This window comes from Streptomyces griseus (assembly GCF_900460065.1).
Taxonomy (GTDB): Bacteria; Actinomycetota; Actinomycetes; order Streptomycetales; family Streptomycetaceae; genus Streptomyces; species Streptomyces griseus.
In genome coordinates this window covers 1-18,829 of sequence record NZ_UAVD01000030.1, presented here as the reverse complement: position 1 = coordinate 18,829, position 18,829 = coordinate 1, and the positions used below count along the sequence as shown (strand labels likewise).

Annotated in this window: 16 protein-coding genes and 1 pseudogene; 9 read left to right on the top strand and 8 right to left on the bottom strand. The window is 74.9% G+C overall.

Annotated features, from left to right (window positions below):
• The 3 genes and pseudogenes from tdh to DTB53_RS22735 form a co-directional block, all read left to right on the top strand.
• Positions 1-239: pseudogene (tdh, locus tag DTB53_RS22745) on the top strand (L-threonine 3-dehydrogenase); the annotation flags it as partial.
• Between the two features lie 74 nt (positions 240-313).
• Entirely contained in the window at positions 314-1,516 is a 1,203-nt protein-coding gene (locus DTB53_RS22740) for a glycine C-acetyltransferase (RefSeq protein ID WP_012378535.1), read from the top strand.
• A 48-nt stretch (positions 1,517-1,564) separates the two neighbouring features.
• Positions 1,565-2,488 (top strand): LysR family transcriptional regulator, encoded by a 924-nt coding sequence (locus DTB53_RS22735; RefSeq protein ID WP_003965483.1) that lies wholly within the window; start codon positions 1,565-1,567, stop codon positions 2,486-2,488.
• Between the two features lie 13 nt (positions 2,489-2,501).
• Here the strand turns inward: DTB53_RS22735 and DTB53_RS22730 are convergent, their stop codons facing one another.
• From DTB53_RS22730 to DTB53_RS22720, 3 genes are all read right to left on the bottom strand, one after another.
• The gene (locus DTB53_RS22730) at positions 2,502-3,776 is read right to left on the bottom strand and encodes a low temperature requirement protein A (protein WP_003965482.1); all 1,275 of its coding nucleotides are present in this window, start codon (positions 3,774-3,776) and stop codon (positions 2,502-2,504) included.
• Between the two features lie 87 nt (positions 3,777-3,863).
• A complete protein-coding gene (locus DTB53_RS37900; RefSeq protein ID WP_012378534.1) occupies positions 3,864-6,542 on the bottom strand; it encodes an ABC transporter permease in 2,679 nt (892 codons plus the stop codon).
• Positions 6,539-7,237, bottom strand: a complete 699-nt coding sequence (locus DTB53_RS22720) for an ABC transporter ATP-binding protein (protein WP_012378533.1) — start codon at positions 7,235-7,237, stop codon at positions 6,539-6,541. Before DTB53_RS22720 ends, DTB53_RS37900 begins: the two co-directional genes overlap by 4 nt.
• Positions 7,238-7,416: 179 nt before the next feature.
• Here DTB53_RS22720 and DTB53_RS22715 point away from each other — a divergent pair, with 179 nt between their 5' ends.
• Together DTB53_RS22715 and DTB53_RS22710 are read left to right on the top strand one after the other, a co-directional pair.
• Positions 7,417-8,649, top strand: a complete 1,233-nt coding sequence (locus DTB53_RS22715) for a sensor histidine kinase (RefSeq protein ID WP_012378532.1) — start codon at positions 7,417-7,419, stop codon at positions 8,647-8,649.
• Positions 8,637-9,302 carry a LuxR C-terminal-related transcriptional regulator gene (locus DTB53_RS22710; RefSeq protein ID WP_012378531.1) on the top strand — a complete coding sequence of 222 codons (666 nt, stop codon included), beginning with the start codon at positions 8,637-8,639 and terminating at the stop codon, positions 9,300-9,302. The genes DTB53_RS22715 and DTB53_RS22710 overlap by 13 nt, the downstream gene beginning before the upstream one ends.
• A gap of 25 nt (positions 9,303-9,327) precedes the next feature.
• Here the strand turns inward: DTB53_RS22710 and DTB53_RS22705 are convergent, their stop codons facing one another.
• Positions 9,328-9,720 (bottom strand): VOC family protein, encoded by a 393-nt coding sequence (locus DTB53_RS22705; RefSeq protein WP_003965477.1) that lies wholly within the window; start codon positions 9,718-9,720, stop codon positions 9,328-9,330.
• A 107-nt stretch (positions 9,721-9,827) separates the two neighbouring features.
• Here DTB53_RS22705 and DTB53_RS22700 point away from each other — a divergent pair, with 107 nt between their 5' ends.
• Positions 9,828-10,469 carry a nucleoside/nucleotide kinase family protein gene (locus tag DTB53_RS22700; RefSeq protein WP_370454215.1) on the top strand — a complete coding sequence of 214 codons (642 nt, stop codon included), beginning with the start codon at positions 9,828-9,830 and terminating at the stop codon, positions 10,467-10,469.
• A 186-nt stretch (positions 10,470-10,655) separates the two neighbouring features.
• Positions 10,656-11,804, top strand: coding sequence for an aminopeptidase P family protein (locus DTB53_RS22695; protein ID WP_012378529.1), 1,149 nt, complete (start codon positions 10,656-10,658; stop codon positions 11,802-11,804).
• Positions 11,805-11,850: 46 nt separating this feature from the next.
• On the opposite strand, the gene DTB53_RS22690 is transcribed toward DTB53_RS22695, so the two are convergent.
• On the bottom strand, positions 11,851-12,870 hold the full coding sequence (locus DTB53_RS22690) for an aldo/keto reductase (protein ID WP_012378528.1): 1,020 nt from the start codon (positions 12,868-12,870) through the stop codon (positions 11,851-11,853).
• A gap of 92 nt (positions 12,871-12,962) precedes the next feature.
• Positions 12,963-14,723 carry a malto-oligosyltrehalose trehalohydrolase gene (gene treZ / locus DTB53_RS22685; protein WP_012378527.1) on the bottom strand — a complete coding sequence of 587 codons (1,761 nt, stop codon included), beginning with the start codon at positions 14,721-14,723 and terminating at the stop codon, positions 12,963-12,965.
• 195 nt (positions 14,724-14,918) lie between these two features.
• On the opposite strand from treZ, the gene DTB53_RS22680 reads away from it, so the two are divergent.
• Together DTB53_RS22680 and DTB53_RS22675 are read left to right on the top strand one after the other, a co-directional pair.
• Positions 14,919-16,313: a GH1 family beta-glucosidase gene (locus DTB53_RS22680; protein WP_012378526.1), complete on the top strand. Its 1,395-nt coding sequence runs from the start codon at positions 14,919-14,921 to the stop codon at positions 16,311-16,313.
• A gap of 14 nt (positions 16,314-16,327) precedes the next feature.
• Positions 16,328-17,458 (top strand): alpha-L-fucosidase, encoded by a 1,131-nt coding sequence (locus DTB53_RS22675; RefSeq protein WP_042495818.1) that lies wholly within the window; start codon positions 16,328-16,330, stop codon positions 17,456-17,458.
• Here DTB53_RS22675 and DTB53_RS22670 read toward each other — a convergent pair.
• Entirely contained in the window at positions 17,430-18,344 is a 915-nt protein-coding gene (locus DTB53_RS22670; RefSeq protein ID WP_012378524.1) for a GNAT family N-acetyltransferase, read from the bottom strand. The two genes, DTB53_RS22675 and DTB53_RS22670, sit on opposite strands and share 29 nt — an antisense overlap.
• A gap of 200 nt (positions 18,345-18,544) precedes the next feature.
• Positions 18,545-18,685 (bottom strand): hypothetical protein, encoded by a 141-nt coding sequence (locus DTB53_RS22665; protein ID WP_012378523.1) that lies wholly within the window; start codon positions 18,683-18,685, stop codon positions 18,545-18,547.
• Between the last annotated feature and the right edge of the window lie 144 nt (positions 18,686-18,829).

Genomic DNA, 18,829 nt, shown 5'->3' with positions numbered 1-18,829 from the left:
TGCCCGCCGAGGAGTTCGCCGTCGACTGGGCCCGCATCGTCACCTCGATGATCACCGTCAAGGGGATCTACGGCCGCGAGATGTACGAGACCTGGTACGCCATGTCCGTCCTGCTGGAGGGCGGCCTCGACCTCGCCCCCGTGATCACCGGCCGGTACGGCTACCGCGACTTCGAGGCGGCCTTCGACGACGCCGCGAGCGGCCTCGGCGGGAAGATCATCCTCGACTGGACCGTCTGACGTCCCGACGCCCTGACCGATGTTCTGACGCCCCGACGTCCTGACCGCACCTCTCACTCCGTAAGGAATCCCGCATGTTCGACTCCGTACGCGACGATCTGCGCACCACCCTCGACGAGATCCGCGCCGCCGGACTGCACAAGCCCGAGCGCGTGATCGGCACCCCGCAGTCCGCGACCGTGGCCGTCACCTCCGGCGGGCGCGTCGGCGAGGTCCTCAACTTCTGCGCCAACAACTACCTGGGCCTCGCCGACCACCCCGAGGTCATCGCCGCCGCCCACGAGGCGCTGGACCGCTGGGGCTACGGCATGGCCTCGGTCCGCTTCATCTGCGGCACCCAGGAGGTCCACAAGGAGCTGGAGCAGCGGCTCTCGGCCTTCCTCGGCCAGGAGGACACGATCCTCTACTCCTCCTGCTTCGACGCCAACGGCGGCGTCTTCGAGACCCTGCTCGGCCCCGAGGACGCGGTCATCTCCGACGCCCTCAACCACGCCTCGATCATCGACGGCATCCGGCTCTCCAAGGCCCAGCGCCACCGCTACGCCAACCGCGACATGGCCGAGCTGGAGACGCGGCTCAAGGAGGCGTCCGGAGCGCGCCGCCGGCTCATCGTCACCGACGGCGTCTTCTCCATGGACGGGTACGTCGCCCCGCTCCAGGAGATCTGCGACCTGGCCGACCGCTACGACGCCATGGTCATGGTCGACGACTCGCACGCCGTCGGCTTCGTCGGCCCCGGCGGACGCGGCACGCCCGAGCTGCACGGCGTGATGGACCGGGTCGACATCATCACCGGCACTCTCGGCAAGGCGCTCGGCGGAGCCTCCGGCGGTTACGTCGCGGCCCGCGCGGAGATCGTCGCCCTGCTGCGCCAGCGCTCGCGCCCGTACCTCTTCTCCAACACCCTCGCCCCGGTCATCGCCGCCGCCTCCCTCAAGGTCATCGACCTGCTGGAGTCCGCCGGCGACCTGCGCGAGCAGCTCGCCGCCAACACCGAGCTGTTCCGCACCCGGATGACCGAGGAGGGCTTCGACATCCTGCCCGGCGACCACGCCATCGCCCCCGTCATGATCGGCGACGCTGGCAAGGCGGGCCGGATGGCGGAACTGCTCCTGGAGCGCGGGGTGTACGTGATCGGCTTCTCCTACCCCGTCGTCCCGCAGGACGCGGCCCGCATCCGCGTCCAGCTCTCCGCCGCCCACTCCACCGCCGACGTGAACCGTGCCGTGGACGCCTTCGTCGACGCCCGGACCGCGCTGGAGGCGGAAGCCGCCTGACCCGCCGACCGGGTCGGTGGTTCCGCCGCCACCTGGGACAATGGGTACATGATCGATGCTCGGCGGCTGCGAATCCTCCGTGCGGTGGCCGACCACCGCACGGTGACCGCGGCCGCCGCCGCGCTCTACCTCACCCCCTCCGCCGTCTCCCAGCAGCTCGCCGCCCTGGAGCAGGAGACCGGACACCGCCTCGTCGAACGCGGGGCGCGCGGGGCCCGGCTCACCGCCGCCGGGGAGATCCTCCTCAGCCACACCAACCTGGTCCTCGCCCAGCTGGAGCGGGCCGAGGCGGAGCTGGCCGACTACAGCGCGGGCGTCGCCGGTACGGTCACCGTCGCCGCGTTCGCCACGGGCATCGGCCTCGTCCTCGCCCCCGCCCTCACCGAGCTGGCCCGCACCGCGCCCGGCATCCGGGTCAAGGTCCAGGACGCGGAGGGCGACGCGAGCGTGCCGATGGTGCTGGACCGGCAGGTGGATGTGGCCGTGGCCGTCGAATACCGGGGCGCGCCCGCCGAGGACGACCGCCGCCTCACCCGCGTCCCGCTGTACTCGGAGCCGTTCGACGCCGTGCTCCCGGTGGACCACCGCCTCGCCGACCGGGCCCAGGTGGCGGTCGCCGACCTCGCGAAGGACCCGTGGATCGGGCCCTACCCCGGCAACCCCTGCCATGACGTGGTGGTCCTGGCCTGCGAGTACGCCGGTTTCGCCCCGCGCCTGGACCACTCGTCGGACGACTTCCACGCCGTGGTCGCCCTCGCCGGGGCGGACGCCGGGGTCGCCCTGGTGCCCCGCTCCGCGCTGCGCGGGATGGAGCTGACCGGGGTGGTCGTCCGCCCCGTCGAGGGGAGCGCCCCCACCCGCCGCGTCTTCGCGGCCGTACGGCAGGGGGCCGAGGGCCATCCGCTGATCCGGCCGGTGCTGGACGCGATGGAGGCGGTGGCCGTGCGGGAAACGGGCCTGGCACGGACCTGAGCACCGCCCCCGGTCAGCCGGCGTGCGCCCGCCGGCCGAGCCCGCGGACCCGCCGACCGGACCGGCCCGCCCCCGGGGCCCCCGGGTCGTAGGCGATCTGCCAGCAGACCAGCCCCACGAGGATCCAGATCGTGGCCCAGACCGGCAGCCCCGCCCCGAGCGGCGCGAGCGCGACGGACACGACGACACAGGGCAGCCCCCAGCCCAGCAGCCACACCCGGTCGGACCGGTCCGCGAGCGGCAGCGCCGCGACCAGCCCCGCCGCGAAGTACCCGGCCATCGCCCCGCACAGCAGCCAGTGCCCGCCCCGGGGCGAAACGTCGTCCACGTGGGTGATCGCCGATCCCAGCGCAGCCGCCAACGCGACCAGGAAGCCGGTCATCACGGCGTGCAGCAGCATCGCCAGCCTCGGCGCGAGCGTGTCCCTGCGCAGATGCGGGATCCCGTTGGTGCCGTAGAGCAGGCTCAGCGTGCAGATCGCGGCCAGCAGGCCGAACGCCCCGAGCCCGGTGGCGGCCAGCGGCCGGTCCCAGTCGTCGCGCGTCGACGCGGCGTCGATGATCTGGATGACGCCCTCGCCCAGCACGATGATCACGTACAGCCCGAGCCGTTCGCCCATGTGCGCGGCGTCGATCCGCGACTCGCCGATCCGGGGCGGTTCCGCGACGGGGGAGTGCGCGGGGCCCGGCGGCGGGCGCCCGTCACGGCGGCGGGCCGCCCGTTCGCCCGCCCGGCGCAGGGCGCGGTCGCGGGTGGAGACGAGCAGGGTGACGATGTCCAGCGCGATGCCGAGGGCCCAGAGCCAGTAGCGCAGCGGGGCCTCCACGAAGAGGGAGACGAGCCAGGGCACCGCACCCGAACCGAACTGGGCCAGCGGCCAGTCCACCACGACGCTGCCCCGCCGCCAGACCCGGCCCGCCTGCCACCGCAGCGCCACGTACGCGATGACGAAGGCGATCGCGTGGCTGCCGCGGACCGTGTGCACGGAGGCGGCCATCACGGCCATGCCGAACATCGCGATCAGCAGGGTGCGGACCCGGGTGGCGGAGGCCGCGATGTCCCCGTAGACGGCGATGCCCGCCCAGGTGGTCCAGAAGGCCAGGTAGAGGACCCCGTACAGGGCCAGATCCGCCAGGTGCGGACCGTCGTGCAGCAGATGGGCCAGCTGTCCCGCCCCGGCGACGACGACGAGGTCGAAGAAGAGTTCGTTCCAGCCGGCGTGCCGCTCGGCGGGTGCTGCGGGCTCCGTCTCCCCGGCCGGGGAGACGGAGCCCTCCGTGGACTTCATGGCCCCATCGTCATCGGACGAAGCCGCGCCGCGCCTCGGCTGTGAGCCGAATGGTGGCGGGCCCGGGCCGGCCGCCCCGCCGCCCGCTCACCTCGCGCTCCGTGTCAGGACGGAGCGTCCCCCGGCCGACGCGCCCGGGACCAGCGTCCCCGCCGCCGCGGCGAGCGCCACCGCCCCGGCGATCACGCCGTAGTGCGCCGGCGGGAGATACGGGGCCGTGCCCGCCAGCGAGACGGCGAACGCGGTCAGCGGGACCGCGGCCACCGCCGTGCCGATGACCAGCCCGGCGAACGTGACCAGGCCCGTCTCCAGCACCAGCATCCGCCGCAGCTGCCGACGCCCCGTGCCGACCATCCGCAGCAGCCGGAACTCGCCCCGGCGGCCGATCGTGATCAGCGCCAGCGTGCTCACCACCGCCAGCAGCGCGAAGCCCCCGATCACCCCGACACCGATGACGATCATCGCGTTGTCCCCGTCCGACAACGGTGGAGCGATCGCCACGTCGTCGCCCGTGGCCGCGCGCACCGCGACCCCGCCGCCGTACGGGGCCAGCGCCTCGCGCACGGCTGCCGCCGGGTCCGCCCCGGCCCCGTCCCCGGTCCGGATCAGCACGACCTGGTCCCGCGCGGCCGAGACATGGCCCGCCAGCGCCTTGCGCGGGAAGAGGAACTCGCCCACTCCCAGCTGGTGTTCGTACACGGCGACGACCTTCGGCTCCACCCGCGTACCGTCGCCCAGCCGGAGCGCCACCCGGTCCCCGAGGCCGACGTCCAGGCTCTTTGCCCGGTCCGCCCCGACCGCCACCGCGTCCCGTCCCCTCAGCCGGTCCAGGTCGCCCGCCGTGACGCCGGGATCGAGCGTGCCGGACAGGCCGCGCGCCTCCACGCCCAGCACGGGCAGCCGGGTCAGCACCGGCTCGCCGGCCTCCCGGTCGGCCAGGACGACCGTCGAACGCAGCACCCCGGTCGCCGCCCTGACCCCCGGGACCTCCCGCACCGTTCGGGCCGCCCCGGCGGGCAGCCCCGCCCCGCCGCCCGTCGCCACCAGGTCCGCCCGCAGCGCGGCGGACGCCTGCTGCCCGGCGGCCCGTTCCATCGTCGGCCCCGAGGCGAGCTGCACGCAGACGAACGCCACCACCAGCACGATCGGGGTGAACGCGGCGGCGAGCCGCCGGGTGTGCGCCGAGGCGGCCCGCTCGGCCAGGAACCCCGGGGCCCCGCCGGCCCGGCGCAGCGGTCGGCCCAGCACGCCCAGGGCGATCCGGGAGATCCGGGGCCCCAGCAGGGCGACCGCGATCACCAGCGACATCGCCGCACCCGAGGCGGCGACGCCCGCCGCCTGACCGCTCTGCGTCGTCGCGACCCCCGCCGAGCTGATCCCGGCGAAGGCCAGCACCACGCCCGCCACCGTACGGAACCGTCCCGGCCCGCTCGGCTCGTCCGCCGTCGCGGCCCCCAGCGCGGCGGCCGGCCGCAGCCGGGTGATCGACCGGGCGGCGAGCATCGCGACCGGCCGCGCCGACAGCGCCACCAGCAGCCCGCCGGTCAGCGCCGCGGCGGGCGGCAGCCACCACGGCACCGGCAGCGGCAGCGGACCGGTCGTCAGCAGCGAACGCATCGCGAGCCCCAGGGGCACGGCCCCGACGCCGCCCAGCAGCGCCGCCGCCGCGGCAACCCGGCCGGCCTCCCGGCCGATCGCGGACCGCAGCTGACGGGGCGAGGCCCCCACCGCCCGCAGCAGCGCCAGCTCCCCGGACCGCTGATGGATCGCCTGGGACAGCGTCGAGGCGATCACGAGGAGCGCCACCATCAGCACGGTCCCGCCGATCGAACCGAGCAGGGCCAGCCGGTCGCCGCGTCCGCCGAGCGCGTCCACGTGCTCGGCCTCCCCGCGCTCCGCGCCCGTCAGCACCCGCACCCCCCGGTCGGAGCCGGGGACGCCCGAACGCTCCGGCAGGACCGCGCCGACCGCCGCCCGCAGCGCGTCCGCCGGGACGCCCGGCTCCGCGACCACGCCGATCGCGTCGATCCGGCCCGGGTGCCCGGCCAGGGCGGTCAGCCGGGGCTCGGTGAAGAACACGGCCGGGGGAGCGTCGCCGCCGTGCCCGGTGCGGGCGATCCCGCTGACCGTGTACGTCCGGGCGGCTCCGCCGGCCCGCAGCACGATCCGGTCGCCCGGTGCGTGGCCGCCCGCCGCGAGCGCGGCGTCCAGGACGACCTCGGCCGCGTCCCCCGGGGCCCGCCCCTCGGCCAGCTCGTACCGGGTGAGGACGGCGGACGGCCAGGAGCGGCCGACGGCCGTCCGCCCGTCGCCCGTGGACAGCGGCACGGAGTCGTCCGCGACGGCCCGCGCCACTCCGTCGGCCCCCGCCACGGCGGCCAGCACCGACCGGTCCAGCCGGGCCCGCTCCGGCAGATACGCCGTCGCCGTCCGCGGTTCGCCGCCCCAGGGCTTCGCGGTGTGGGAGACCTTCTGGTCCGCCGCCACCACCGCGTCCGCGCCGGCGTACCGCTGCACCGGCGGCGCCGCCACCAGCAGCGAGCCGACGACGAACGCGAACGCGCCGATCAGCGCGGCGGCGGCGCCCGTCGCCACGATCACCGCCGCCCAGGCCCGCCGGTGCGTGGCCAGCGACCGCCGGGCCAGGAACGCCGAAGCCCGCCGCGACCCCTGCCGCACCCCCAGCGGCTCCCGGTCCGCCGCTCCCGTACGTCTGCCGCGTGCTCGCGACGGCACGCGGTCCGTCGTGCTCGTGCGCCTCTTCATCGCAGCCGACCGCCGTCCATCGTCAGCACGGTGTCCGCCCAGCTCGCCGCCACCGGGTCATGGGTGACCATCACGACCGTGCGGCCCTCGATCCGTACGGCGTCCCGCAGCAGCGCCAGCACCAGCGCCGCCGACTCCGGGTCGAGGGAGGCGGTCGGCTCGTCCGCGAAGATCACCTCGGGCTCCGTCACCAGCGCCCGCGCCACCGCGACCCGCTGCTGCTGGCCGCCCGACAGCGTCGACGGCCCGTCGCCGCCCCGCCCCGCGAGACCCACCCGGGCCAGCAACTCCCGTCCCCGCGCCAGCACATCGGGGCCGCCCGGATCCGCGCCGCCCAGCACCAGCGGCAGCACCACGTTCTCCTCGATGGACAGCGACGGCACCAGATTGAGCGCGTGCGACTGGAAGACGAACCCGACCCGGTCCCGGCGCAGCCGGGTCAGCGCCGCCTCCGAGAGCGACCCGAGGTCCGTGCCGGCGATCCTGACCGTGCCCGACGTCGGCCGGTCCAGGCCCGCCGCGACCTGGAGGAAGGTGCTCTTGCCCGAACCCGATGGGCCGACCACCGCGGTGAAGCTGCCGGCCGGGACGGCGCAGCTGACCCCGTCGAGCGCCGTCGTCCTCCGGCTGCTCCCGCGCCGTCCGTAGCTCCGGCTCACCCCCTCCAGACCGAGCGCGGCTCTCTGCTCCACCATCGTCGTACCCACTGTTCGCCTCCACCGTCCCCGTACCGTTCGACCTGCTAGAACGCTAGGAGCCGCCGGACGGCGGAGCGAGGGTGCGCACTACCGGACCGGGGGTGCAGCCGGCTCCACCCCCGGCCGGGGGACCACCCCCCTCCGACGGCGGGCCCGCCCCCGTACCGTGGGCTGCCATGAGCAGCCCACCACCCGGTCCCCTCACGGTCGCCGTCCGGCGTTCCCTGGAAGCCTCGCGCTACCTCCTCATCGGCATCGGGGTCGCGATGCTGACCTACGTCGGCGGGTTCCTGGTGGTGGCCGCCCTCCTGTTCGCCGTCGCGATCATCGGGCTGCCCGCGCTGCCGGAGGCCGCCACACTGCTGCGCCGGGCCGCCTCGGCGGAGAGCCGCAGGGCGGCGGCCCGGCTCGGACCGGGACACCGCCCCGCCACCTACCCGCCGCTCGGCGGCGTCGAGCTGACCGAACGGGTCCGGCGGACGCTCACCGACCGGACCACCTGGCGGCTCGCGCTCTGGCTGCCCCTCCAGACGATCTTCGGCATGGGGCTCGGCTACCTCGCGATGATCCTGTGGCCCGTCGCGCTGCTGGTGGACGGCGTCGCGCTGCCCGCCGTGGGGCTGGTGGACCGCCACCGGGCCGACGAGTACGGCATCGAGCCGCCCGACCGGCCGGGCTGGGCCCTGCGCTGGCACCCGGTGCTGGCGGACCTCGCGGCGGGCTGGACCATGGCCCTGCTCGCCCCGCCCCCCGAGGCCGAACTCACCGAGCGGATCGCCCACCTCACCGAGAGCCGGGCCGGCGCGGTCGCCGCGCACGGGGCCGAACTGCGGCGCATCGAGCGGGACCTCCACGACGGCGCCCAGGCCAGGATCGTCGCCCTGTCGATGCGGATCGGGATCGCCAAGCAGCTCCTCGACCGCGATCCGGCCGCCGCCCGGGCCCGCCTGGACGAGGCGCAGGACGGGGCCGAGGCCGCGCTCGCCGAACTGCGGCACGTGGTGCGCGGCATCCACCCGCCGGTCCTCACCGACCGTGGACTGGCCGGTGCGGTACGGGCGTTGGCCGCCGATGTCGCCGTACCCGTCACGGCGGAGCTGGACGGGGTGGAGGACGGGCGGCGGCTGCCCGCCGCGATCGAGGCCGCCGCCTACTTCGTGGTCGCCGAGGCGCTCACCAACATCAGCAAGCACAGCGGCGCCACCGCCGCCCGGGTCCGCATCGACCGGCCCCCCGGCATCCTGCGGGTGACCATCGGCGACGATGGTCGCGGCGGCGCGGACGAACGCGCCGGCAGCGGGCTGGTGGGCATCCGGCGGCGGGTCGCCGCGCTGGACGGCGCCACCCGCGTCAGCAGCCCCGCCGGGGGGCCGACGGACATCGAAGTGGAGCTGCCGTGCGGATCGTGATCGCCGAGGACAACGCCCTCCTGCGCGAGGGGCTGGTCCTGCTCCTCACCAGCTCGGGACACGAGGTGGTGGCCGACGCGGCGGCCGGCCCGGAGATCCTGCCCGCCCTGCTCGAACACCGCCCGGACGTAGCGGTGCTGGACGTGCGGCTGCCGCCCACCTTCCGGGACGAGGGGCTGCGGGCCGCGATCGCCGCCCGCGCCGAACTGCCCGGCCTGCCGATCCTGGTCCTGTCGCAGTACGTCGAGGAGACGTACGCCGCCGAACTGCTCGCCCGGGGCGCCCGGGGCATCGGCTATCTGCTCAAGGACCGGGTGGGCCGGGTCGAGCAGTTCCTGGAGGCCCTGGACCGGGTGGCGGCGGGCGGCACCGCGCTCGACCCGGAGGTCGTCACCCAGCTGCTCACCCGCAAGTCCTCGGCGGGCCCGCTCCAGAGCCTCACCGCCCGCGAGCGCGAGGTCCTGGAGCACATGGCGCAGGGCAAGGCGAACGCCGCCATCGCCGCCGAACTCACCGTCTCCGAAAGGGCGGTGAGCAAGCACATCGGCTCGATCTTCGCCAAGCTCGGCCTGGAGCCCGACGACGGCACCGTCCACCGCCGCGTCCTCGCGGTGCTGGCCCACCTGGAGGGCCGGGACGGGGTCGCCCCGTGAGGGGCCCGCGGCGGGGGCGAGCGGGTCAGCCGGCCGGCTGGAGCAGGTCCCAGCGGTTGCCGTAGAGGTCCTCGAAGACCGCGACGGAGCCGTACGTCTCGTGCCGGGGCTCCTCCAGGAACCGCACCCCGGCCGCCGCCATCCGGGCGTGGTCGGCGGCGAAGTCCTCGGTGTGCAGGAAGAAGCCGACCCGGCCGCCCGTCTGCGCCCCCACGGCCCCGCTCTGGGCCTGGTCCTTCGCGCGGGCCAGCAGCAGCCCCGTGCCGGGCGCGGACCCGCGCGGGCGGACCACCACCCAGCGGGTGCCGTCGCCCCGGTCGGTGTCCTCCGCCACCTCGAAGCCGAGCGCGTCGCGGTAGAAGGCGAGGGCCTCGTCGTAGTCGCGGACGACCAGGGTGACCAGGGCGATGTGGGACATGGCGGGGACCTTCCACGGGGACCGGACGGGTGCCGGACGACGGCTGCACGGGTGAAGTTATACGTAACACTAACGCGAGCGGGCCCGGCCCCCGCACAATGCCCCGCATGGACATCCTGGACGGTACGACCACCGGCGGCCGGGCCGCGCTGACGGACCGGGCCCGCGCCCTCGCGGAGAGCGGAGGGCGACGGGTGCTGGGAATCGCGGGCCCGCCCGGGGCCGGGAAGTCCACTCTGGCGGAACGACTCGTCGCAGAGCTCGACGGACGCGCCGCCCTCGTCCCGATGGACGGCTTCCACCTGGCCGCGGCCGAGCTGGACCGCCTCGGCCGCGCCGAGCGCAAGGGCGCCCCCGACACCTTCGACGCGGCCGGATACGTGGCCCTGCTGCGGCGGCTGCGCGCCCCGGACCCGCTGCACACGGTCTACGCCCCGGCCTTCGACCGATCCCTGGAGGAGCCGGTCGCCGGCGCGCTGCCCGTACCGCCGGCCGTCCCGCTCGTCGTCACCGAGGGGAACTACCTGCTGCTCGACGACGGCCCCTGGGCACCGGTGCGCACCCTGCTGGACGAGGTGTGGTTCCTGGAGCCGGACCCGGAGGCCCGGGTGCGCCGGCTCGTCGACCGACACGTCCGCCACGGCCGGCCCCGGCGGCGCGCGGAGGAGTGGGTGGCCCGGTCCGACGAGGCGAACGCCCGGCTGGTGGAGCGGGGCCGGAACCGGGCGGACCTGATCGTGCGGCTCTGACCGCCGGTCGTTTCCGGCGCCCGCCCGGCCGCCGTCGGGGCCCGGTCGTTCCGACGCCCGTCCGCGTTGCTCGCGACGCTCCGCCGGGCCGTCGCCGAGGACCGACACGCTTCGCCAAGCCGGTCGCGCGCGCCCCGCCGGGCGGGCAGGATGCTGTGTGCCGTTCCGCACCGCCAGGAGGTCCTGATGTCGAGCCCGAGCCCGTTCACCCAGCCGTCCGCTCCGCCCTCGCCCTTCACCGTCGACGACTACCGGGCCCGGATGGCGCGCGCCGCCGAGTCCGCCGCCGAGGCCGGGCTCGCAGGGGTGATCGTCGCGCCGGGCCCCGACCTCGTCCACCTCACCGGCTACCGCCCCGTGAGCACCGAACGCCTCACGCTCCTCGTGCTGCGGGCCGGCGAGGAACCGGTGCTCGTGGTCCCGACCCTGGAGGCCCCCGACGCGGCCGCCGCCACCGGCGCGCCCGCCCTCACCCTGCGGGACTGGACCGACGGCAAGGACCCGTACGCGGTGACCGCCCCGCTGCTGGACGCCCAGGGCCGCTTCGGCGTCAGCGACAACGCCTGGGCGATGCACCTGCTCGGCCTCCAGCGGGAGCTGCCCGGCACCTCCTACACCGCGCTCACCGAGGCGCTCCCGATGCTCCGCGCGGTGAAGGACGCCGCCGAGCTGGCCCGGCTCACCGCCGCCGGGGCCGCCGCGGACGCCACATACGAGGAGATCCTCAAGGTCCGCTTCTCCGGGCGCCGCGAGGTCGACGTGGCCACGGATCTGGCCGCCCTCCTCCGCGAGTTCGGGCACTCCCAGGTCGACTTCACCGTCGTCGGTTCCGGCCCGAACGGGGCCAACCCGCACCACGAGGCCGGGGCGCGCACCATCGAGCGCGGGGACATGGTGGTCCTCGACTTCGGCGGCCTCAAGCACGGCTACGGCTCCGACACCTCCCGTACGGTCCACGTCGGGGAGCCCACCGCCGAGGAGCAGCGGGTCCACGACATCGTCCGCGAGGCCCAGCAGGCGGGCTGCGCCGCCGTGCGGCCCGGCGTCGCCTGCCAGGAGATCGACCGGGCGGCCCGTGCGGTGATCACCGAGTTCGGGTACGGCGAACGGTTCATCCACCGCACCGGCCACGGCATCGGCGTCACCACCCACGAGCCGCCCTACATGATCGAGGGGGAGGAGCAGCCGCTGGTGCCCGGCATGTGCTTCTCCGTGGAGCCGGGCATCTACCTCCCGGGCCGCTTCGGCGTCCGGATCGAGGACATCGTGGCCGTCACCGAGGACGGCGGGCGGCGGCTCAACACCACCGCCCGCGAACTGGCCGTCGTCGAGTGAGGGCCGTCCCGGGATGCCCGGTGGACCAGCGCGCGGCCCGACCGGTTCAGTCGTCGCGCGGCTCCCGGTCGCGGAAGCGGTGCAGGACGTCGTACGGGTAGGGCAGCGGCCGGGCGCTCGCCGCGTCCAGCCGCTCCTCCTGCTCCGCCGTCAGCTCCCAGCCGACCGCGCCGAGACTGTCGGCCAGCTGCTCCGGCGTCCGGGCCCCGACGATCGGCGCGGTGACGCCGGGCCGGCCGAGGAGCCAGCGCAGCGCGGTCTGCGCCGGGGTGCGGCCCGCCTCCCCGGCCACCTCGACGACCGCCTCCACCACCCGCCAGGTCTCCTCGTTGTCGCGCTCCCGCCAGGCCTCCCGGCCCAGTTCCTCCTGGTAGCGGGCCTCCCGGGTGCCCGGTGCGGCGGCGGTCATCCCGCGCCGGTACTTGCCGGTCAGCCAGCCGCCCTGGAGCGGGCTCCACGGGATGATGCCGACGCCCTCCGCCACGCCGACGGGCACCAGCTCCCACTCGATCTCGCGCGCGAGCAGGTTGTACAGCGGCTGGAGGGACACGTACCGCTCCCAGCCGTTGCGGTCCGCGAGGTCCTGGGAGCGCTGGAGCTGGGAGGCGGAGACGTTGCTCGCGCCCAGGTAGCGGACCTTGCCCGCCTTCACCAGCGTGTCCAGGGTGGAGAGGGTCTCCTCGACGGGCGTCGTCGCGTCCCACACGTGCGTCTGGTACAGGTCGATGTGGTCCGTGCCGAGGCGGCGGAGGCTCGCCTCCACGGCCGACACGATGTGCTTGCGGCTCAGCCCGCCCGCGTTCGGGGACTCGCCCATCGTCCCGAACACCTTGGTGGCGATGACGAGGTCGTCGCGACGCCGGCCCTTCAGCCACCGGCCGAGGATCTCCTCGGAGACGCCCCGGTGGTACACGTCGGCCGTGTCGACGAAGGTGCCGCCCGCCTCCGTGAACGTGTCGAGGATCCGATGGGCGGTCGCCTCGTCGGTGTCCTGGCCGAACGTCATCGCGCCCAGGCACAGTTCGCTCACGCGCAGGCCCGAACGCCCCAGGAATCGCTGCTTCATGGTGTTCCTCTCGTGTGTCGTGCGCTGCCGGGAACGCTACGAGTTGAAGTGCACGCGAAGGCAAGGGAGCGGTGGGAACGGCCGACGGGGGGTCAGTCGTCGGCCAGCACCACGCACGACTCCGGCGGCAGGCGCAGCACCCCGTCGGCGCCCGGAGCCTCCACCGGCTCCCAGGCCGCCAGCACCCGCCCACCGGAACGGCGGTGGCGTCCCAGGCCGAGCGGGATCGCGGCGGGCCCGCCGGCCAGGTTCACCACGACCCGCAGATCACCCCTGCGGTAGGCGAACCACCGCGCGTCCTCGTCGAACGCGGTCTTCACCGACGCCAGATCGGGGTCGTGCAGATCGGGCAGCATCCGCCGCAGCGCGATCAGCTCGCGGTACCAGGCGAGCAGGCGCGCGTGCGGTTCGCGCTCCGGCTCGGACCAGTCGAGGCAGGACCGGTCCCGGGTCGCCGGGTCCTGCGGGTCGGGGATCTCCTCCTCCGCCCAGCCGTGCGCCCCGAACTCCCGCCGCCTGCCGTTGCGTACGGCCTCGGCCAGCTCCGGGTCCGTGTGGTCGGTGAAGAACTGCCACGGGGTGCGCGCCCCCCACTCCTCGCCCATGAACAGCATCGGGGTGAAGGGGCCGGTCAGCACGAGGGCGGCGGCGCACGCCTGGAGACCGGGGGAGAGGGAGGAGGCCAGCCGGTCGCCCAGCGCCCGGTTGCCGATCTGGTCGTGCGTCTGCGCGTAGCCCAGGAAGCGGTGCGCCGGGGTACGGGAGACGTCGACCGGGCGGCCGTGGCTGCGCCCCCGGAAGCTGGACCACGTCCCGTTGTGGAAGAACGCCGACGTCACCGTCTTGGCGAGGGCGGCCAGCGGGGCGCGGGCGAAGTCGGCGTAGTAGCCCTGGGACTCGCCGGTGAGCGCGGTGTGCAGGGCGTGGTGGAAGTCGTCGTTCCACTGGGCGTGCAGACCGAGGCCGCCGGCCGGACGCGGAGCCGTCGTGCGCGGGTCGCAGAGGTCGGACTCGGCGATCAGCCCGAGCGGCCTGCCCACCTCGACGGCCAGCGCGTCGACCGCCGCCGAGAGCTCCTCCAGGAAGGTGAGCGCCCGGGTGTCGGCCAGCGCGTGCACCGCGTCCAGCCGCAGTCCGTCGAGCCGGTAGTCGCGCAGCCAGGCCAGGGCGCTGCCCAGCAGGAACGCCCGCACCTCGTCCGAGCCGGGCGCGTCCAGGTTGACCGCGGCGCCCCACGGGGTGTGGTGGGTTTCGGTGAAGTACGGGCCGAAGGCGGGCAGGTGGTTGCCGGACGGGCCCAGGTGGTTGTGGACGACGTCCACGACCACCCCGAGCCCCAACCCGTGCGCCGTGTCGACGAAGCGCTTCAGCCCCTCGGGCCCGCCGTACGGCTCGTGCACCGCCCACAGGCAGACGCCCTCGTACCCCCAGCCGTTGACGCCCGGGAACGGGCAGACGGGCATCAGCGACACATGGGTGACGCCCAGCTCGGCCAGATGGCCCAGCCGGGCCGCCGCCGCGTCGAAGGTGCCCTCGCCGGTGTACGTCCCCACGTGCAGCTCGTACAGCACCGCACGGTTCAGCCGCCGCCCCGCCCACGCCCCGCGCCAGGCGTACGCCTCCTGGTCGACGACCGCGCTCGGCCCGTCGGGCCCGTCCGGCTGACGCCGCGAGCGGGGGTCGGGCAGCAGCGGTCCGTCGTCCACCCGGAATCCGTAGCGGTCCCCGTCCGAGGCCTCGGCCTCGGCCGTCCACCACCCCTCGCGCCCCGCGTCACGCTCCATCGGGCGCCGGACGTCCGCCGCCTCCAGCACGACCGAGTCCGCCTCGGGGGCCCACACCTCGAACTGCATCCACCACTCCTCGTCCCTGGGCGGGGCGCGCGGCCACCCGGGAACGGGCTCCACGATCCACGCGACAGGCTCTGTTGCCGCCCGCCACCGGCGATTAAGGTCTGGTCCTGATCATTGCCCGGCGAGGTTCCCGCTCATACAGGTTCTGCTCACACGTACTGGTTCTGCTCATACGTACGGCTGCTGGAGGCCGCGATGACCCTGCCGATGTTCCCTCCCGGCTTCCTCTGGGGAGCCTCCGCCTCCGCCTTCCAGACCGAGGGGGCGGTGGACGCGGACGGCAAGGGCCCCTCCGGCTGGGACGCCTTCGCCGCGCTGCCCGGCCGGATCAAGGACGGCACCGACACCACCCGGGGCACCGGCTTCCACGCCCGCTACCGCGAGGACGTCGCCCTGCTGGCCGGGCTCGGCGCCGACGCCTTCCGGTTCTCCGTCAGCTGGCCCCGGGTGGTGCCCGGCGGCAGCGGGGCGGTCAACGCCGACGGGCTCGACTTCTACGACCGGCTCGTCGACGAGCTCTGCGCCCACGGCATCACCCCCGCCCCGACCCTCTACCACTGGGACACCCCGCTCCCGCTGGAGGAGGCGGGCGGCTGGCTCGACCGGGACACCGCCTACCGCTTCGCCGAGTACGCCGGCATCGTCGCCGAACGGCTCACCGACCGCGTCCCCATGTGGATCACGGTCAACGAGCCCGCCGAGGTCACCCTGCTCGGCTACGCGCTGGGCGAGCACGCCCCCGGCCGGACCCTCCTCCTCGACGCCCTGCCCGCCGCCCACCACCAGCTCCTCGCCCACGGCCTCGCCGTCCGCGCCCTGCGCGCGGCGGGCGCGGACAACATCGGCGCCGCGCTCTCGCACGCCCCGGTCTGGACCGCGGGCGACACCGACGCCGACCGCCTCGGCGCGGAGCTGTACGACACGCTCACCAACTGGCTGTTCGCCGATCCGGTCCTCACCGGCCGCTACCCGGACGAGAACCTCGCCGCCCTGATGCCGGGCCCGGTCGCCGACGACCTCAAGGTCATCTCCACCCCGCTCGACTGGTACGGCGTGAACTACTACAACCCCACCCTCGTCGGAGCGCCCGGGCCCGAGGCGCTGCACACCTTCTCCGGTTTCGCGATCCCCGCCGAACTGCCCTTCGGCATAAAGGAGATCGAGGGCTACGAGAAGACCGGCTTCGGCTGGCCCGTGGTCCCCGAGGGGCTGACCGAGATCGTCACCGCGCTCCGCGCCCGCTACGGCGACCGCCTCCCGCCGCTGTACATCACCGAGAACGGCTGCGCCCTGGAGGAGCCCCACGCGGACGACCGCCGCATCGCCTACCTGGAGAGCCACCTGACCGCCCTGCGCGCGGCGATGGACGCCGGGGTCGACGTACGCGGCTACTTCACCTGGTCGCTCACCGACAACGTCGAATGGACGGAGGGCGCCTCGCAGCGGTTCGGCCTGGTCCACATCGACTACGAGACCCTGACCCGCACGCCCAAGCGGTCCTACGCCTGGTACCGCGACCTGATCCGCGCCCAGAAGGCCCAGCAGCCGCATCCGGTGGCCGAGGGGGCTTACGCGGCTCCCCGCGAATGATCGATACTCCCGCCATGGTCGCTTCATGGTGGTCCCGGGCCCGGCTGGGGATCTTCGTTCACTGGACACCCGCTTCCGTTCCCGGCTGGGCCCCGCCCCACGTCCCCGCCGAGGAACTCCCGGCGGCGGGCCGGCGCGCCCCGCTGGGCTGGACCCCGTACGCGGAGTGGTACGAGAACGCGCTCCGCTTCCCCGGCTCCCCGGTCGCCGCCCACCACCGCGCCACCTACGGCACCCGCCCCTACACGGACTTCGGCCGCGACTTCGAGGACGGGCTCGCCGGCTGGGACCCGGCCGCGTGGGCCCGCGCGTTCCGCGAGGCGGGGGCCGGTTACGCGGTCCTGGTCACCAAGCACCACGACGGGTTCTGCCTCTGGCCCTCGGAGACGGGGAACCCGCACCGCGCCGGCTGGCACACCACCCGCGACGTGGTGGGCGAGTTCGCCGACGCCGTGCGGGCCGAGGGCCTGCGCTTCGGCGTCTACTACTCCGGCGGCCTCGACTGGACCTTCGACGACCGGCCCATCGGCACCGCCGCCGACATGTTCTCCGCCGTCCCGCGCGGGAGCTACCCCGCCTACGCCGGCGCCCAGCTGCGGGAGCTGATCCGCCGCTACCGGCCCGACATCCTCTGGAACGACATCGCCTGGCCGGCCTCCGCCGGCGAGATCCGCTCCCTCGTCGACTTCTACCGCTTCACCGTCCCGCACGGCGTCGTCAACGACCGCCTGCTGCCCTACGCCCCGCACTGGCGGGGCCTGACCCTGCCGGGAGCCAGGGCGCTGTACAACTGGTGGGACCGCCGGACGGTGGCGCAGGGCGAGGGCTTCGTCCCGCGCACACCGCCCGTCTTCGACTTCCGCACCCCGGAGTACGCCCGCTACGAGGGCTCCGACCCGTACGAGATCACCCGGGGCGTCGACCACAGCTTCGGCTACAACCGCAACTCCGGCCCGGACGCCTTCATCGACCGGCCGACGCTGACCTCACTGGTCCGCGACACGGCCGCCGACGGCGGCAACGTCCTGCTCAACGTGGGGCCGCGCGGCGAGGACGCGACGATCCCCGACGAGCAGCTCCTCCGACTGGAGTGGCTGGCCGAGGAGGCCGGGGCCCTCACGCCAGATGGACCCATTCCTGGGTGATCGGGTACCCGGCGCGGGCGAAGGCGGCGGCCATCGGCACGTTGCCCCGGTCCGTCGCACCCGCGACGAACTCGGCGCCGTGCTCGACGAGGAAGCGCGTGCACTCCACCAGCAGGTCGTAGCCGTATCCGTGCCCGCGCGCCTCGGGCACGACCCCGACGAAGCCGACGCAGGGCCCCGACGGGTTGTGCGCGGGCACGTGGATGCCCGCCACCTCCCCGTCCGGCGTGTACGCGAGCTGCCACCACTCACGCGGCGAGGGGCACCAGTGGAAGAAGTCCAACTCCTCCTGGGCCGCCGCCTCCAGACCGCCGGGGCCCTCGATCGCCTTGCGGGCGTGGGCGTCCAGCGTGGCCGAGTGCACCCGGCGCAGCACGTCGAGCACGACCGCGTCGTCCGGCTCGGGGCGGTAGGTGAGCCGCCCGGTCCGCTCCGGCAGCGGGCAGCCGGGGGTCCACCGGTAGCGGTAGCGCTCGACCAGCGGCTTCATGCCCGCGGCCGTCGCGGCGGCGACCCGCGCCTCGACGGACCTCCGCACCGCCGGATCGTCCCGCCACCCGGCGGGCGCGATCAGCTCGTACTCCTTGTCGAACGGGGCGCGGCGCAGGAGTTCGGCGCCCGCCTCCGCCTCCCCGTCCGCGAAGTCGAACCAGTTGAGCACCACGGGCTCGGTGTCGTCGGGCCCGCCCCACCAGGCGGCCCTGGCGATCACGGTGTCCCCGCGCAGGGCGACCCAGGACCAGTCGGGGCGGTACTCGCCGCCGTCGGCCGTCGAGGTGTAGGCGTGGCCGAAGGCGGCCCGACCGACGTGGGTGCTGTCCTGGAACGTGGTGAAGAGTGCGGCGTCGCTCGGGGTGAGCGCGCGGATGATGACCGGAGCGGTCATGAAGGTGTCCTCCGGGACGGAATGCCGCGCTCCCGGTCAGACGGGGTCCGACACCGCCCGGCGGGCGGGACGGGAGCGCGAAAGCGATGTACTGGGGTTGGTGGTGCGGCTGTTCCCGCGCATGTCTCCCGCCTCCTTCCGCAGCCGGTCGCCGGTGTCGGTGGAGACCGTAGCCGCCCTCCGGGGCGGCCGTCCACCCGTTAAGGCACTTCCCGGGCCCCCACCATGGTGAACGCCCGTTCGAAGTTGACGTAGCCGAGCCGCTCGAAGGACTTCGCCACCGGTACGTTGCCGAGGTCGGTCGCCGCCCGGACCCGGTCCACGCCCTTCGCCGCCGGCACCCGGGTGCCCTCGGCGAGGCCCTGGCGACGACCCGCTCCCCGTCCGGGGCGACCCCCATCCACCCCGGGACGCGGCGCCCGGTGGCGAGGTCGTCGGCCGGCTCATGGTCGAGAACGTACGAAAGGCCGCAGAACAGGTCGAGC

Coding starts and splice junctions, on each gene's coding strand:
- DTB53_RS22740 (WP_012378535.1), top strand. CDS start 314: ATGTTCGACTCCGTACGCGACGATCTGCGCACCACCCTCGACGAGATC.
- DTB53_RS22700 (WP_370454215.1), top strand. CDS start 9,828: ATGGACATCCTGGACGGTACGACCACCGGCGGCCGGGCCGCGCTGACG.
- DTB53_RS22705 (WP_003965477.1), bottom strand. CDS start 9,720: ATGTCCCACATCGCCCTGGTCACCCTGGTCGTCCGCGACTACGACGAG.
- DTB53_RS22730 (WP_003965482.1), bottom strand. CDS start 3,776: ATGAAGTCCACGGAGGGCTCCGTCTCCCCGGCCGGGGAGACGGAGCCC.
- DTB53_RS22680 (WP_012378526.1), top strand. CDS start 14,919: ATGACCCTGCCGATGTTCCCTCCCGGCTTCCTCTGGGGAGCCTCCGCC.
- DTB53_RS22675 (WP_042495818.1), top strand. CDS start 16,328: ATGGTCGCTTCATGGTGGTCCCGGGCCCGGCTGGGGATCTTCGTTCAC.
- treZ (WP_012378527.1), bottom strand. CDS start 14,723: ATGCAGTTCGAGGTGTGGGCCCCCGAGGCGGACTCGGTCGTGCTGGAG.
- DTB53_RS22715 (WP_012378532.1), top strand. CDS start 7,417: ATGAGCAGCCCACCACCCGGTCCCCTCACGGTCGCCGTCCGGCGTTCC.
- DTB53_RS22720 (WP_012378533.1), bottom strand. CDS start 7,237: ATGGTGGAGCAGAGAGCCGCGCTCGGTCTGGAGGGGGTGAGCCGGAGC.
- DTB53_RS37900 (WP_012378534.1), bottom strand. CDS start 6,542: ATGAAGAGGCGCACGAGCACGACGGACCGCGTGCCGTCGCGAGCACGC.
- DTB53_RS22670 (WP_012378524.1), bottom strand. CDS start 18,344: ATGACCGCTCCGGTCATCATCCGCGCGCTCACCCCGAGCGACGCCGCA.
- DTB53_RS22690 (WP_012378528.1), bottom strand. CDS start 12,870: ATGAAGCAGCGATTCCTGGGGCGTTCGGGCCTGCGCGTGAGCGAACTG.
- DTB53_RS22735 (WP_003965483.1), top strand. CDS start 1,565: ATGATCGATGCTCGGCGGCTGCGAATCCTCCGTGCGGTGGCCGACCAC.
- DTB53_RS22695 (WP_012378529.1), top strand. CDS start 10,656: ATGTCGAGCCCGAGCCCGTTCACCCAGCCGTCCGCTCCGCCCTCGCCC.